Here is a 12672-nt window from a genome sequence, read left to right as displayed (position 1 = left end):
CAGCCTTTGAAGAGACAAAAAATCTCCGTACCGCGTGAATCATGCGGTACGGAGATTTTTTGTTTCAGCTGCTAGGCCTTGGGATCGGAAGGATCCTGTGGCGCTGGCACGTCGAGGCCGGCTGGGGCGCCGACTATAGCTGCGGCCGGGCCGGCCGGGGTATTCTTCTCCTTCTTCACCCGGCTGCTCAGCCGGCGCGAGACAATCACGGCAATCTTGCTCAAGGTGAAGTTGATGATGATGAAGATGGCTGCCGCCACAATCAGCGCCTGCAGGACGTTGCCGTTAGGCGAGGAGTAGGTGCGGGCGAAGAACAGCAACTCGTTGAAGCTGATGATGTAGCCCAAAGCCGAGTCCTTCAAGATCACAACGAACTGGCCGATCAACGCCGGCAGCATGGCGACCAGCGCCTGCGGGATCTCGATGTGGCGCAGCGACATGCCACGGGTCAGGCCGATCGCTATGCCTGCCTCGCGCTGTCCCTTGGGCAGATTGTGCACGCCGGAACGGACCAGCTCCGCAACGACCGAGCCGTTGTAGAAGATCAGCGCCGCGACCACGGCCCACATCGCCGTATCACCTGACAGCTGCAGGGAACGGGAGAAGAAGACGTTGAAGAACACGATCATCAGCAGCACTGGTACCGCGCGGAAGAATTCGACAATCACGGTGGAGATTCCGTTGATCAGCTTATTCTGCGCCAAGCGGCCGACACCGAAGATCAGGCCGAAGATCACCGAGCCGATGATGCCCAGGACTGCTGCCTTGGTGGTGTTCCACAAGCCCGGAAGCAGGTAGTTCTTCCAGGTGCTGCCTTCGATGAAGTCATCCCATTGCGAAGGCTGCATCTGGTCCTTGGCGGCCAGGCCGAGGACGATCCACGCCACGATGCCCAAGGCAATCAAGGCGCCGACTATGTTTACCGCCAAGATGCGGCGGCGGGCCTTTGGCCCGGGAGTATCAAAAAGAATCGACGCGCTCATCGTGCCACCGCCAGTTTCTTAGAAGCCCAAGTAGTCAACAGGCCCACCGGAATGACGATGATCACGAAGCCCACTGCGAAGGTCAAGAAGATCGGGATCACGATATCTGCGCGGAACTCGATCATGGTCTTCATGACCGAGGAGGATTCCGTGGCAACCGAACCGACCGCTGCGACGGTGGAGTTCTTGATCAAGGCGATCAAGGTGTTGCCCAAGGGGACAATCGCGCCGCGGAAGGCCTGCGGCAGAATCACCAAGCGCGCTGCGGGCAAGAAGCTCAGGCCGATGGCACGAGCAGCTTCTGCCTGTCCCAGGGGAACCGTGTTCACGCCCGAGCGGATCGCTTCGCACACGAACGCCGCGTGGTAAACCGCAAGGCCAAGGACGGCGAGGCGGAAGAAGTTTCCCTGGAAATCGCTGCTGAGCACGAATCCGAGCTGGCCGTAGAGGGCCAGCACGCAGAACAGGATGATGATGGTCAGCGGGGTATTGCGAATCAGGTTAACGTAGCTGGTGCCCAGGGCCTGGAAGCTCCCTACGGGGGAGATGCGCAGCAAGGCCAAGATGGTGCCCAGCACGAGGGCGCCAATGGCAGCCCAGAAAGTTAGTTGGATATTGACCCAGAAAGCTCCGGGAATGTCGTACTCAGTGAATATGGATAAGTAATTCTCCACTGCAAGCCTCTGTCTCGATGGCCGGAAAACCGGCCAAGCGGCTATGGGTCCGGTACCTGCATTAGCTGGTACCTGGGAAACGCAGATTGCAGATGGGGGCCAAACACGCTGCGTTTGGCCCCCATCGCATCAGATGCTGCTAGGCGCAGGAATCCGAAAGGGTTGGCGGGTTGGTTTCAGCGTTCGGCTTGTAACCGGTGCCTTCGGTGTTCTTGTCCAGGGCCTTCTGCCACTCGCCGGACTCGATCATCTTGGTGATTGCCGCATTGATGTCGCCGCACTTGTCGGTGCCATCAGGCAGGCCCACGCCGTAGTTCTCTTCGGTGAATGGCGCGCCGACAACCTTGAACTTGCCCTTGTAGGCAGGCTGCGCAGCCAGGCCGGCAAGGATGATGTCATCGGTGGTAACCGCGTCAATTGTGCCGCCACTCATCTGGGTGGTGCACTCTGCATAGCCCGGAAGTTCCTGCAGGTTGGTGTTCTGGGCGTAGTTGTCCTTGACCTTCTGGGCCGAGGTGGAACCGGTGACCGAGCACAGGTTCTTGCCATCGAGGTCTTCTGGGCCGGCGATATCCGAGTCGGATGGAACCAGCAGGTCCTGGCCGGCGACAAAGTATGGACCAGCGAAGTCGACAACCTTGTTGCGCTCATCGGTGATCGAGTAGGTTGCGAAGATCATGTCAACCTGGTTGTTCTGCAGCATGGTCTCGCGGTTGGCCGACGGTGCCGAAATGAATTCGATCTTGTCCTCGGTGTAGCCCAGTTCGCTGGCTACGTACTTGGCGACGTCAACGTCGAAACCGGTGTAGTTATCGCCGTCCTTGAAGCCGAGTCCCGGCTGGTCGTACTTGATGCCGATGCGGATCTTGTCGCCGTCGGCTTCGCTGTCGCCGGAGCCGCCACATGAAGTCAGGGCCAGGGCTGCGACGGCGGCCATTGCGGCTACAGTGCCGAAACGAGTCTTGCGCATTGTTCCTCCTATTGGATGCGTGATGATGAAATTAGTGGTTGGTGATCAACTTGCCAAGGAAATCCTTGGCACGGTCGGATTTGGGATTGGTGAAGAATTCCTCAGGAGTGGCCTGCTCGACGATCTGGCCGTCGGCCATGAAGATCACGCGGTCCGCCGCCTTGCGGGCGAAGCCCATCTCGTGGGTGACCACGAGCATGGTCATGCCTTCCTTGGCAAGACCCACCATGGTGTCCAGGACCTCGTTGATCATTTCCGGGTCCAGGGCACTGGTTGGCTCGTCGAAAAGCATCACCTTCGGCTTCATGGCCAGTGCGCGGGCGATCGCCACACGCTGCTGCTGGCCGCCAGAAAGCTGTGCGGGCAGTTTGCCGGCCTGATTGGCCACGCCCACACGCTCCAGCAACTGCATCGCCAATTTCTTGGCCTCCTCCTTCTTCATGCCCTTGACCTTCATCGGACCGAGGGTCACGTTCTCCAAGATCGACTTGTGGGCAAAGAGGTTGAAGGACTGGAAGACCATGCCGACATCGGCCCGGAGATTGGCCAGTGCCTTGCCCTCTTCGGGAAGGGTCTTGCCATCAATCTTGATGGTGCCTTCGTCGATGGTTTCCAGTCGGTTGATGGCGCGGCACAGCGTGGACTTGCCCGAGCCCGACGGGCCGAGGATCACAACGACCTCGCCCTTGGTCACTTCGAGATTGATGCCGTTGAGCACATGCAGCGCACCGTAGTGCTTATTGACCCCAGTCAGCTGGACGATAGGGCCTTCAGAAGAAGCTTGAGCCTGATGATCGCTTTTCATGTTGTAGACATTACTTGATGTGACGGCGACTACGCGACCCGTCGACCATGTCACACCTAGTTGTTATCAAACTGTTCTCCAATCCGCGGTAGGTCACATCCGAAGATGCGCAGGAGTAACCGATAGAGTGAAGCTATGGTTCATCAGCGTAAGAGTGAAGAAAATGCCCGGGTCGGGCAAAAGCGCCACATCGAAGCGAGCTGGCCAGGAAAGCAACCGGAAGATCAGCTTGACCACCATCTTCTGGAAAGCCCGCAGGTCGATGTCACGCATAGCGACGTGTGGCGCGTGTTGCGAATCCAATCGGAATTCGTCTCTGGCTTTGGAAATATGGCCGGCACCGGTCCTGCCATCGCGGTTTTCGGTTCCGCGCGCACGGATCCAGGCAGCCCGTACTATGCGATGGCCCAGCGTGTCGGCAGCCGCTTGGCCGAGGAAGGCATCACTACCATCACCGGTGGCGGCCCCGGCGCCATGGAAGCGGCCAACAAGGGAGCTGCTGACAAGGACGGCGTTTCCGTAGGCCTGGGCATTGAGCTGCCTTTTGAAACCGGACTGAATGCCTGGGTCAACAAGGGCCTGAACTTCCGCTACTTCTTCGTGCGCAAGACGATGTTCGTGAAGTACTCGCAGGGCTTCATTGTGCTCCCCGGGGGTTTTGGCACCCTGGACGAACTGTTCGAAGCGTTGACCTTGGTCCAGACCAAGAAGATCACCAGCTTCCCGATTGTGCTTGTGGGCACCGAATACTGGGGCGGCTTGGTGGACTGGATGACCAAGACGCTCGTTGCTGAAGGCACCATTTCCCCCGGTGATCTGGACTTGTTCACTATCACCGATGATCCTGATGAAGCGGTGGATCTGGTGCTGCGTGCGCATGAAGAAAACCTGAAGGTCGGCGACCTGGCGAAGGGGCAGTAGGCGATGCCGTTCCTCCTTGTTGCCATCGCAGTATTGCTGGTGGGTGCTGTTGCGCTGCTGCTGTCCAGCCAGCGGAAGAATGTACCGGCAGGTCGCCACTTCGAATCCACTGGGGAGCCCATCACGGGATTGGTAGAGCACCAGGCTTCGTTGCCGCCGGTGCTGCTGGCCAAGAATCCGCGCGCTGAAGATGTGGAGAAAGTTCGCTTCTCCTTGGGCTTGCGCGGTTACCGCTGCGACCAGGTGGATGAGGTGCTCGATGTCCTCGCGGCAGAAATTACCGAGCTGGAGAATACGGTTCGTGACCTTGAGTCACGGCGTGTGATTAGCGACACGGGCGAAAATTAGTAATAATAAAAGATAAGTGTCCCAACTCAGCAGGGAATCCTTGCTGAGGATGGACTAGGCATTCGGTTGTATGCACGGCAAGCGCCAGTGCATGCGTTAGCCACAGACGAAGGGAACAGCTTAATGGCTGCTATGAAGCCACGCACCGGTGATGGACCAATGGAAGTCGCTAAGGAAGGCCGCAGCCTCATCTTGCGCCTGCCAATCGACGGAGGCGGACGACTGGTAGTCGAGTTGAACAACGACGAGGCAACCGAATTGCGTGAGTGCCTGCTCAAGGTAACTGAGTAAGCTTGCCCAAGTTCTAGCTTTGGCCGCACGGGTTGCTGGTGCGGCAATCGAGGACCGACAGAAATGTCGGTCCTTTGTCTTTCCCGAAATCAGCGGCTAGAGGCGGGTCGCGGCCTTGGCAGGAAGGACAGTGGCCACAAACAGGCCCTGCTCGGTAGGGAACAGGTGGGTCTGCAAGCGCGGGTCCTCGCGCAGCATGCGCAGGGCATCTCGGGTCGTGACGGTGGAGGGGCGGCGAACCGCGGGTTTGGCCAGGCGGTGCTCGTCATAGGCGTTGTTCACTATGATCACCCCGCCGGTTCCGACCAGCCGCTTGGCCTCGGCCACGTACTCGAGCAGCAGCTCAGCGCCGGCGTCGATGAGTACCAGGTCGTAGGCGTGGTCGGCCAAGCGCGAGAGCACGTTCTCTGCGCGCTCATTGATAATGCGGGCGCGGGCGGTGGGGATGCCTGAATCGCGCAGGCCCTGGCGCATCGCGTTGGCGTGCTCCAGATCCGATTCAATCGCGGTCAACGTCATGGCGTTGCCCATGACCTCGAGCATCGCCAGCGATGCGACACCCACACCGGATCCGATCTCCACGATATTGCGCGGCTGGCGCAGGGTGCAGAGCATCTGCAGCATCGAGCGGCCGGCCTGATCGATGCAGCGCACGCCCAGGTCTTCCGCACGTTCGCGAACCGGGGCGACATGCTCTGGTTCGTTGACGTGGTTCTGGGTGTAGGTCCAGCTCGCGAAGAGTTCTGGATTCATCGATGGCATCGGCGGAGGTCCTCAAGGGTTGAATTGGCGGGGCCAGTTCCCATCGTACCTACGTCGTTACCTGAAGTTGTTGAACTTGGAGGTTCTCGCGCAGGGTATTCTTAGCTTCAGCTCAGCTTCCCATTTCATACTTGGAGTGTGAACAATGCACGAAGTGAAACAGTTTCTTCTACGGTGACTGCCGAAACCACGACTCCGACATGGGATCAGATGGTCCAAGAACATGGGCAACGGGTCTTCCGTTTGTCCTACCGTTTGACTGGTAACCGCCAAGATGCCGAGGACCTCTCGCAGGAGGCATTCGTTCGCGCATTCAAAGCCTTGGAAAATTACACCCCCGGAACCATGGGCGGGTGGCTGCACCGCATTACCACCAACCTGTTCCTGGACCAGGCTCGGCGCAAGAGCAAGATCCGCTTCGACCGTTTCGCCGAGGGATCCGAAGACCGGATGCCCGGTACCGCGGTAACCCCGGAACGCTATTTCGAATTCAACAACTTGGATGTCGACGTGCAAGAAGCCCTGCGTGCGTTGTCGCCGGAGTTCCGTGCCGCTATTGTCCTGTGCGATATGGAAGGCTTCTCCTACGAGGAAGTCTCACGCATCCTGGATGTCAAGCTCGGGACCGTGCGTTCTCGCATCCACCGTGGCCGCGCCATGCTTCGTGATGCGCTCGCTCACCGCAATCCAGCCAACCGCCCTGCAAAGACCATGTCGTTGCCGCGCATCCCGCGAGGCTTGCGCGCCGCCAGCTAACCCCGTTCATCGCGTGTTCACCGTTGGCGTGGCGCGGTGACTTCGTCAGTGGCACTGTAACAAGGTAATCTTCTTACGTGGATCTTTTTGGTATTAATGGTGGCGAGTTTATCGTTCTCGCCGTGCTGGCGGTCGTTATTCTGGGCCCCGAAAAGCTTCCTGAGTACGCCAAAAAGCTAGCGAACCTGGTCAAGGAAGTGCGGCGCATGGCCAATGGCGCCAAGGAGCAGCTGCGCGAGGAAGTAGGCGACGAGGTTGCCGATATCGACTGGAAGAAGCTGGACCCGCGCCAGTATGATCCACGTCGAATCATCAAGGAGGCGCTTGTCGATGAATTCGACGACGCCGTGAATGCCGCAAAGGGTTCTCCAGCCAAGACCGTGGCCCCAGCACCGGTGCGCACCGCGGTCCCTTCGGCTACCGCGCAGCAGCTGCAGCTGGGCGCCAACGAACCGGCACCCTTCGACTCAGAAGCCACCTAGGCCCAGAAGTCCTCAGAAAGACATCGGCAGCGATCGCCCGGCAAGCCCGCGCGGTCGCTGTTCCAATTTCCCGGCCAATTCACGCATCGCTGCCGCGGCCGGTGCCCCCGGGGTGCTGAGCACTACCGGCTGGCCCTGATCCGAACCCACGCGTACGGACTCTTCCAGCGGAATCTGGGCCAGCATCCCAACAGGGTAGCCCAGCTGCTGGCTCAGCGATTCGCTGAGCTTGGCACCGCCACCGGAACCGAAGACCTCCATGCGCGACCCGTCGGGCAGCTGCAGGAAGCTCATGTTCTCAACCACCCCGATCACCTTCTGATGGGTCTGCAAGGCGATGGTGCCGGCGCGTTCGGCAACCTCGGTAGCCGTGGACTGCGGAGTCGTGACCACCAGCAGCTCGCTATTGGGCAGCAGCTGGGACACGGAGATGGCCATGTCCCCGGTGCCTGGCGGCAGGTCCAGCAACAAGTAGTCCAGGTCCCCGAAGTAGACATCCGAGAGGAACTGCTCCAGGGCCCGGTGCAGCATCGGGCCGCGCCAGATCACCGGCTGGTTGGAATCCAGGAACATGCCAATGGAAATGACCTTCACTCCGTGCGCCACCGGCGGCAGGATCATGTCATCAACCCGGGTGGGGTTCTGCGAAATACCCATCAGCGAGGGAATGGAGAAACCATGGACATCGGCGTCGATCAGGCCGACCTTCAAGCCCTGGGAGGCTAGCTGGCAGGCCAGATTCGCGGTAATCGACGACTTGCCCACGCCGCCCTTGCCGCTGGCCACAGCGATCACCCGGGTCAGGGAAGCAGGATCGGAGAACGGGGTGCGGCGGCTGGCCAGTGACTCGCGCAGCTCCGCGCGCTGCTGCGGATCCATGACGCCCAGGCTCACCTCAACGCGCTGCACCGCTGCTACGGTCAGCAGGGCCGCGGTGGCCTCTTCCTCGATGGTGGAGCGCATCGGGCAACCGGCGATGGTCAGCAAGATCTTGACCTTGGCGGTGCCATCGGCCAGGACAGCTGATTCCACCATGCCCAATTCGGTGATCGGCCGGCGAAGCTCCGGGTCGTTGACCTTTGCGAGGGCGGCTAGGAGTTCTGGCGTGGTGCTCAATGCTTATTTGCTCTTCCGGTGCTGGCCCTGCTGGGGCTTGACGGTTTCGATCATCCCGGTTTGCGGGTGCGAATTCTTATTGCCGCCCTTTTTCTTCGCGCGCAGGTGCAGCTCTTCGCCATCAGAGGTTTCCAGCAGCTCTTCAAGCACATTGCGCAGTTCGGAACGCACGTAGTCGCGGGTGGCAACATCGCGCAGTGCCAAGCGCAGGGAAGCCAGCTCGCGGGTCAGGTACTCGGTGTCGTACAGATTGCGTTCAGCACGGGCGCGGTCCTCGGTCAGCGAGACGCGGTCGCGGTCATCCTGGCGGTTCTGCGCCAGCAGGAGCAGCGGAGCCGCGTAGGAGGCCTGCAAGGAGAGCATCAAGGTCAGCGCGGTGAAGCCGATGGTGGCATCGTCAAAACGCCAATTGATCGGGGCGACCGAGTTCCAGATCAGCCAGAAGGCGCAGAACACCGTCATGTACAGCAGGAAGGTCGGGGTGCCCATGAAGCGGGCGAACTTCTCCGTGGCCGAACCAAAGAGGTCAGGGTTCGGGGAGAACCGGGGCCAGAAGCGTTGTCGTGCTGCAAGCGGGGTATCCAGGCCGTTACTCTTGCGCTGCTCAGCCATAGCTGGAACTCCTTTGCTGCTGATGGGTGGGTGGGGCGTTGGCTAGTCTTGGGAACGCCAGTCATCCGGGAGGATGTGGTCCAGCACGTCATCCACGGTGATGGCCCCTACAAGCCGGCCTTCCTTGTTGGTCACGCCTACGCTGGTGAGGTTGTAGGTGGCCAAATGGCGAACCACTTCGGTGATATTGGCCAGATCCGACATGGGCTCCAGCTCCGTATCAAGGATATCGCCCAGCGGCTCCGGGGGAGCGGCACGCAGCAGCGCCTGGATGTGGACTTGGCCCAGGTAGCGTCCCGTGGGCGTCTCCAGCGGCGGGCGCACCACATATACGGTCGAAGCAAGCGCCGGGCTCAATTCCTCCAGGCGCACCGAGGCCAGGGCTTCAGCGACCGTGGATTCAGGGGTGAGAATCACCGGAACCGGGGTCATGATCGACCCGGCGGTACCTTCCGGGTAGGCGAGCAAGCGGCGGACATCCTTGGCCTCTTCCTCGTTCATCAGATCCAGCAGCTGGTGCTTGGTCTCTTCGCTGACTTCAGCCAGAAGGTCGGCCGCGTCATCCGGGTCCATTTCCTCAAGCACGTCCGCGGCACGTTCCAGGCCCAGGGCGGAAAGGATCTCCACCTGCTCGCGGTCCGGAAGTTCCTGGAGCACGTCGGCCAGGCGCTCATCTTGCAGATGGGCCGCGATTTCCAGGCGGCGCTTCTCATTCATTTCATGCAGGGCGTCAGCAAAGTCGGCAGGCTTCATCTCATCGTGGGCGGCCACGAAGGTGTCAGCGGACTGCGGTTCATTCTTCGAACCGTGGCTGACCTCGTCCCAGGAGACCAGCACCTTGTTGCGGCGGCGCGAACGCAGTCCCAGCAAATTGGCCGTCGGTTCTCCACGCTGGACATAGTATTCGTTGATTTCCCAGTCCCCGCGACGGGTCTGCGCCAAACCGATGTCCTCGATGACACCGCGACCGGAACCATCAACGAAGGTGATGGTGCGGTCGAACATTTCGGCGACAACCAGAATTTCCTGGCCGCGCTGCTGGAAGCGGCGCATGTTCACCAGGCCGTTGCAGATCACCTGGTTGGCTTCCATGGACTGGATGCGGGTCATCGGAACGAACACCCGCCGTTTGCCGGGGACCTCGACGACCAAGCCCACGCAGGCGGCGGGTTTCTTGGGGCCGCGGGAGACCACCACGACATCGCGCAAGCGGCCTAAGCGGTCGCCCAAGGGGTCAAAGACATCAAGCCCGAGCAGCCGGGCGACGAAGATTTTAGACACTTGTGCGCTCACCCACCTAGACTATCGCGTTTCAGCCCCGTTCCCGGTGTGCAAAGCCACAGGACCAGTGCTGTTTCTTTCACCCTCAGCGATAGTTGCTTCACAACTAGGCAGGCTCACAGTAAACCTGTGCACAATATAGATATGACCTCGCCTCATGGAGTAAATTCGATTAGCACCAGCGGCCTGCCGCGCGGAGAACTGCTTGGACGTTACACCAGCTATCTCGACGCGCAGAAGCTCGTGGATTACCTGGCAGATAATGATTTCCCGGTCGCCGCGGTAAGCATCGTCGGCAATGACGTACGCACCGTGGAGCGAGTCACCGCGAAACTTTCCTACCCGCGCGTGGCGCTGGCTGGCGCGGCCCAGGGCGGCATGATGGGCCTGTTTGTCGGCCTGCTCCTGACCCTCTTCGGCGGTGGCGGCAACGGGCTGTACCAGATTCTCTCCGCCATCGGCCTGGGCATGGCTATTTGGATGATCGCCGGCGTGATCAGCTATTCGACCCGTCGCGGCAAGCGCGATTTCGCGTCCTCCAGCCAGTTCGTGGCCACCAGCTTTGACGTGGTGGTGGATTTCGAGCATGCGCAGTCGGCCCGCACGCTGGCCTCCAAGCTACCCATGCGTCCGCAGCAGGCACCTGCGCAACCAGTTGCCCAGGCCCCGCAGCAGCAGCCTGCCGCAGCTGCCGCACCGTCGGCCCAGGCAGCCGCCGCAGTACCGGCCACGCCTGCGCAGCCGGCCGCCGAGGAAGAGCGCAGCTCGCAGTTCCCCGACCTGCCAGATGGGCGTCCCCGCTATGGCGTGCGCGTCAACGAGGCCAAGCCAGCTGCGCCAGTCGCACCAGTCGAGCAGCCAGCCAAGGACGAAGCGCAAGCACCGGCCGCCGAGGCCAAGGACACGCAGGACCTGTCGCAGGTAGAGCCGCGAGTGGATACCTCGCAGCAGCCGCAGGCCCCGGTCCAGGAACCAGCGCCTCGCAAGGATCCTGAAGCATAGGGACCAGCTAGGCCAAAGAAAGGCATGGGCGCAGTTACCTCGGTAACTGCGCCCATGCCTTTCGCTGGTTAACGCTGCGGGACGACTTAGCCGCGCAACCTAGCCATCCATGCTTCAACTTCTTCAGGCTTGCGTGGCAGGGCAACGCTCAAGTTCTCGGCACCATCGGCGGTGACCAGGATGTCATCCTCGATGCGCACGCCCAGCCCGCGGTACTCCTCGGGGATCGCCAGATCCTCGTCCTTGAAGTAGAGGCCCGGCTCGATGGTGAAGACCATGCCCTCCTCCAGCTCGGCATCCAGGTACAGCTCGGCGCGTGCCTGGGCGCAGTCGTGCACGTCCAGACCGAGATGGTGGCTGGTGCCATGCGGCATCCAGCGGCGGTGATGCTGCCCCTCTGGATCCATGGCTTCTTCCACAGATACCGGCAAGATGCCCCACTCGGAGAGCCGCTCAGCCAAAACGCGGGTAGCCACCAGATGCAGGTCGCGGAACTTCAGGCCCGGCTTGGCCGCAGCGAAGGCGGCATCGGCGGCATCCAGCACGGCCTGGTAGACCTTGCGCTGCACCTCGGTGTACTTGCCGGACACCGGCAGCGAGCGGGTGATGTCTGCGGTGTACAGGGATTCGGCCTCGACACCTGCATCCAGCAGCAGCACCTCGCCCTGCTTGACGGTTCCGGTGTTGCGGATCCAGTGCAAGATGGTGGCGTTGTTGCCCGAGGCGGCGATGGTGTCGTAGCCCAGCTCGTTGCCCTCAAGCCGGGCGCGGGCGAAGAACGCGCCTTCGACAACGCGTTCGCCGCGTTCGTGCGCGACGGCCTTGTCCAGGTTGCGCACCACGTCTTCGAAGCCGTTGATGGTCGCGGCAACCGACTTGCGCAGTTCGGCGATTTCGTACGCGTCCTTGACCAGGCGAAGCTCGGAAACGAACTCGGCCAGCTCGGTATCCAGGGCATCGCTGGCTTCCAGGTCCTGGCCGGTGTTGATGCGCGAGGTATCCACCAGCGCCTCGATGTTCAGATCCACCTCGCGCACCAGACGGATGCGGATGCCGCCCAGGGCCTGCGGGCCGGAATTCTTGGTGATCGCGATTTCCAGCTGTTCCAACGAATCGGTGGGCATCCCGGTGCGCGCCGACAGCGAGGACAGGGTTGGGCGCGGGCCCACCCAGAATTCGCCGGAACGCGAATTCAAATAGAAATCGGTGGTGTCGCGGCCGGCCATCGGCGCGAAATACAGGGTGGAAACGTGGTTGGAGCCGTGCTCGCCCACGCCGTCATCGGTCGGTTCCATGACCAGTACGGCATCGGGCTCGTGGTCGACGCCCAGGCCGGTCAGGTGGGCGAACGCAGAATGAGGGCGGAAACGGTAGTCCGTGTCGTTGGAGCGGACCTTGAGCGGGCCTGCCGGAATGACGATGCGCTCACCGGGGAAATTCTCCGAGAGCTTGGCACGGCGAGCGGCTGCGTAGCTGGCAGCGGCATCTTGTTCTGGCAGATCAGAAGTGTCTTGCGCCCACGAGGAGGCCATGAAGTCCTGGAATGCCTTGGACGTTGGACGCTGGGAACGGTTGTTCACGCGGTCTTCCAACGGCTGATCAGTGCTTGGTGCAGATGAATCTTGATTGGTCATGTTCCAAGTGTGTCACCACCAGCTGTATCCCAGCA

At 61.1% G+C, this 12672-nt stretch carries 15 protein-coding genes; 6 read left to right on the top strand and 9 right to left on the bottom strand.

Annotated features, from left to right (window positions below):
* Positions 1-71 precede the first annotated feature (71 nt).
* From ACWICV_RS05240 to ACWICV_RS05225, 4 genes are all read right to left on the bottom strand, one after another.
* Entirely contained in the window at positions 72-983 is a 912-nt protein-coding gene (locus tag ACWICV_RS05240; protein ID WP_105657533.1) for an amino acid ABC transporter permease, read from the bottom strand.
* Entirely contained in the window at positions 980-1657 is a 678-nt protein-coding gene (locus ACWICV_RS05235; RefSeq protein WP_105657532.1) for an amino acid ABC transporter permease, read from the bottom strand. The genes ACWICV_RS05240 and ACWICV_RS05235 overlap by 4 nt, the downstream gene beginning before the upstream one ends.
* Before the next feature lie 139 nt (positions 1658-1796).
* Positions 1797-2627, bottom strand: coding sequence for a glutamate ABC transporter substrate-binding protein (locus tag ACWICV_RS05230; RefSeq protein WP_105657531.1), 831 nt, complete (start codon positions 2625-2627; stop codon positions 1797-1799).
* A 31-nt stretch (positions 2628-2658) separates the two neighbouring features.
* On the bottom strand, positions 2659-3390 hold the full coding sequence (locus ACWICV_RS05225) for an ATP-binding cassette domain-containing protein (protein ID WP_434693192.1): 732 nt from the start codon (positions 3388-3390) through the stop codon (positions 2659-2661).
* Positions 3391-3567: 177 nt separating this feature from the next.
* Between ACWICV_RS05225 and ACWICV_RS05220 the strand changes: the two genes are divergently transcribed.
* The 3 genes from ACWICV_RS05220 (at position 3568) to ACWICV_RS05210 (ending at position 4992) form a co-directional block, all read left to right on the top strand.
* A complete protein-coding gene (locus tag ACWICV_RS05220; RefSeq protein WP_105657529.1) occupies positions 3568-4353 on the top strand; it encodes an LOG family protein in 786 nt (261 codons plus the stop codon).
* Positions 4354-4356: 3 nt separating this feature from the next.
* On the top strand, positions 4357-4701 hold the full coding sequence (locus ACWICV_RS05215) for a DivIVA domain-containing protein (RefSeq protein WP_105657528.1): 345 nt from the start codon (positions 4357-4359) through the stop codon (positions 4699-4701).
* A 123-nt stretch (positions 4702-4824) separates the two neighbouring features.
* Entirely contained in the window at positions 4825-4992 is a 168-nt protein-coding gene (locus tag ACWICV_RS05210) for a DUF3117 domain-containing protein (RefSeq protein ID WP_013349509.1), read from the top strand.
* Positions 4993-5088: 96 nt separating this feature from the next.
* Here ACWICV_RS05210 and ACWICV_RS05205 read toward each other — a convergent pair whose 3' ends face one another.
* Positions 5089-5754 carry an O-methyltransferase gene (locus ACWICV_RS05205; protein ID WP_105657527.1) on the bottom strand — a complete coding sequence of 222 codons (666 nt, stop codon included), beginning with the start codon at positions 5752-5754 and terminating at the stop codon, positions 5089-5091.
* 138 nt (positions 5755-5892) lie between these two features.
* Here ACWICV_RS05205 and sigE point away from each other — a divergent pair, with 138 nt between their 5' ends.
* Positions 5893-6510: an RNA polymerase sigma factor SigE gene (sigE, locus tag ACWICV_RS05200; RefSeq protein WP_105657526.1), complete on the top strand. Its 618-nt coding sequence runs from the start codon at positions 5893-5895 to the stop codon at positions 6508-6510.
* A gap of 77 nt (positions 6511-6587) precedes the next feature.
* On the top strand, positions 6588-6992 hold the full coding sequence (locus ACWICV_RS05195) for a sec-independent translocase (RefSeq protein WP_133833695.1): 405 nt from the start codon (positions 6588-6590) through the stop codon (positions 6990-6992).
* A gap of 12 nt (positions 6993-7004) precedes the next feature.
* On the opposite strand, the gene ACWICV_RS05190 is transcribed toward ACWICV_RS05195, so the two are convergent.
* Genes ACWICV_RS05190 through ACWICV_RS05180 form a run of 3 tightly spaced genes read right to left on the bottom strand, consistent with a single transcriptional unit; the run spans position 7005 to position 10013 of the window.
* A complete protein-coding gene (locus tag ACWICV_RS05190) occupies positions 7005-8108 on the bottom strand; it encodes an Mrp/NBP35 family ATP-binding protein (RefSeq protein ID WP_105661514.1) in 1104 nt (367 codons plus the stop codon).
* 3 nt (positions 8109-8111) lie between these two features.
* Positions 8112-8720, bottom strand: a complete 609-nt coding sequence (locus ACWICV_RS05185) for a DUF1003 domain-containing protein (protein ID WP_105657523.1) — start codon at positions 8718-8720, stop codon at positions 8112-8114.
* A 42-nt stretch (positions 8721-8762) separates the two neighbouring features.
* Complete coding sequence (locus ACWICV_RS05180; protein WP_105657522.1) at positions 8763-10013, bottom strand: magnesium transporter MgtE N-terminal domain-containing protein; 1251 nt, start codon at positions 10011-10013, stop codon at positions 8763-8765.
* Positions 10014-10145: 132 nt separating this feature from the next.
* Between ACWICV_RS05180 and ACWICV_RS05175 the strand changes: the two genes are divergently transcribed.
* A complete protein-coding gene (locus ACWICV_RS05175) occupies positions 10146-11003 on the top strand; it encodes a general stress protein (RefSeq protein ID WP_402470709.1) in 858 nt (285 codons plus the stop codon).
* 86 nt (positions 11004-11089) lie between these two features.
* Here the strand turns inward: ACWICV_RS05175 and ACWICV_RS05170 are convergent, their stop codons facing one another.
* Positions 11090-12637, bottom strand: coding sequence for an aminopeptidase P family protein (locus tag ACWICV_RS05170; RefSeq protein WP_133833697.1), 1548 nt, complete (start codon positions 12635-12637; stop codon positions 11090-11092).
* Positions 12638-12672 lie beyond the last annotated feature (35 nt).

The sequence above is a fragment of the Glutamicibacter sp. NPDC055354 genome, assembly GCF_053644955.1.
Note: the sequence above shows the minus strand (reverse complement) of the source record. Positions and strands in the feature narration are given on the sequence as shown.

Coding starts and splice junctions, on each gene's coding strand:
- ACWICV_RS05205 (WP_105657527.1), bottom strand. CDS start 5,754: ATGCCATCGATGAATCCAGAACTCTTCGCGAGCTGGACCTACACCCAG.
- ACWICV_RS05230 (WP_105657531.1), bottom strand. CDS start 2,627: ATGCGCAAGACTCGTTTCGGCACTGTAGCCGCAATGGCCGCCGTCGCA.
- ACWICV_RS05220 (WP_105657529.1), top strand. CDS start 3,568: ATGGTTCATCAGCGTAAGAGTGAAGAAAATGCCCGGGTCGGGCAAAAG.
- ACWICV_RS05170 (WP_133833697.1), bottom strand. CDS start 12,637: ATGACCAATCAAGATTCATCTGCACCAAGCACTGATCAGCCGTTGGAA.
- ACWICV_RS05215 (WP_105657528.1), top strand. CDS start 4,357: ATGCCGTTCCTCCTTGTTGCCATCGCAGTATTGCTGGTGGGTGCTGTT.
- ACWICV_RS05240 (WP_105657533.1), bottom strand. CDS start 983: ATGAGCGCGTCGATTCTTTTTGATACTCCCGGGCCAAAGGCCCGCCGC.
- ACWICV_RS05210 (WP_013349509.1), top strand. CDS start 4,825: ATGGCTGCTATGAAGCCACGCACCGGTGATGGACCAATGGAAGTCGCT.
- ACWICV_RS05175 (WP_402470709.1), top strand. CDS start 10,146: ATGACCTCGCCTCATGGAGTAAATTCGATTAGCACCAGCGGCCTGCCG.
- ACWICV_RS05185 (WP_105657523.1), bottom strand. CDS start 8,720: ATGGCTGAGCAGCGCAAGAGTAACGGCCTGGATACCCCGCTTGCAGCA.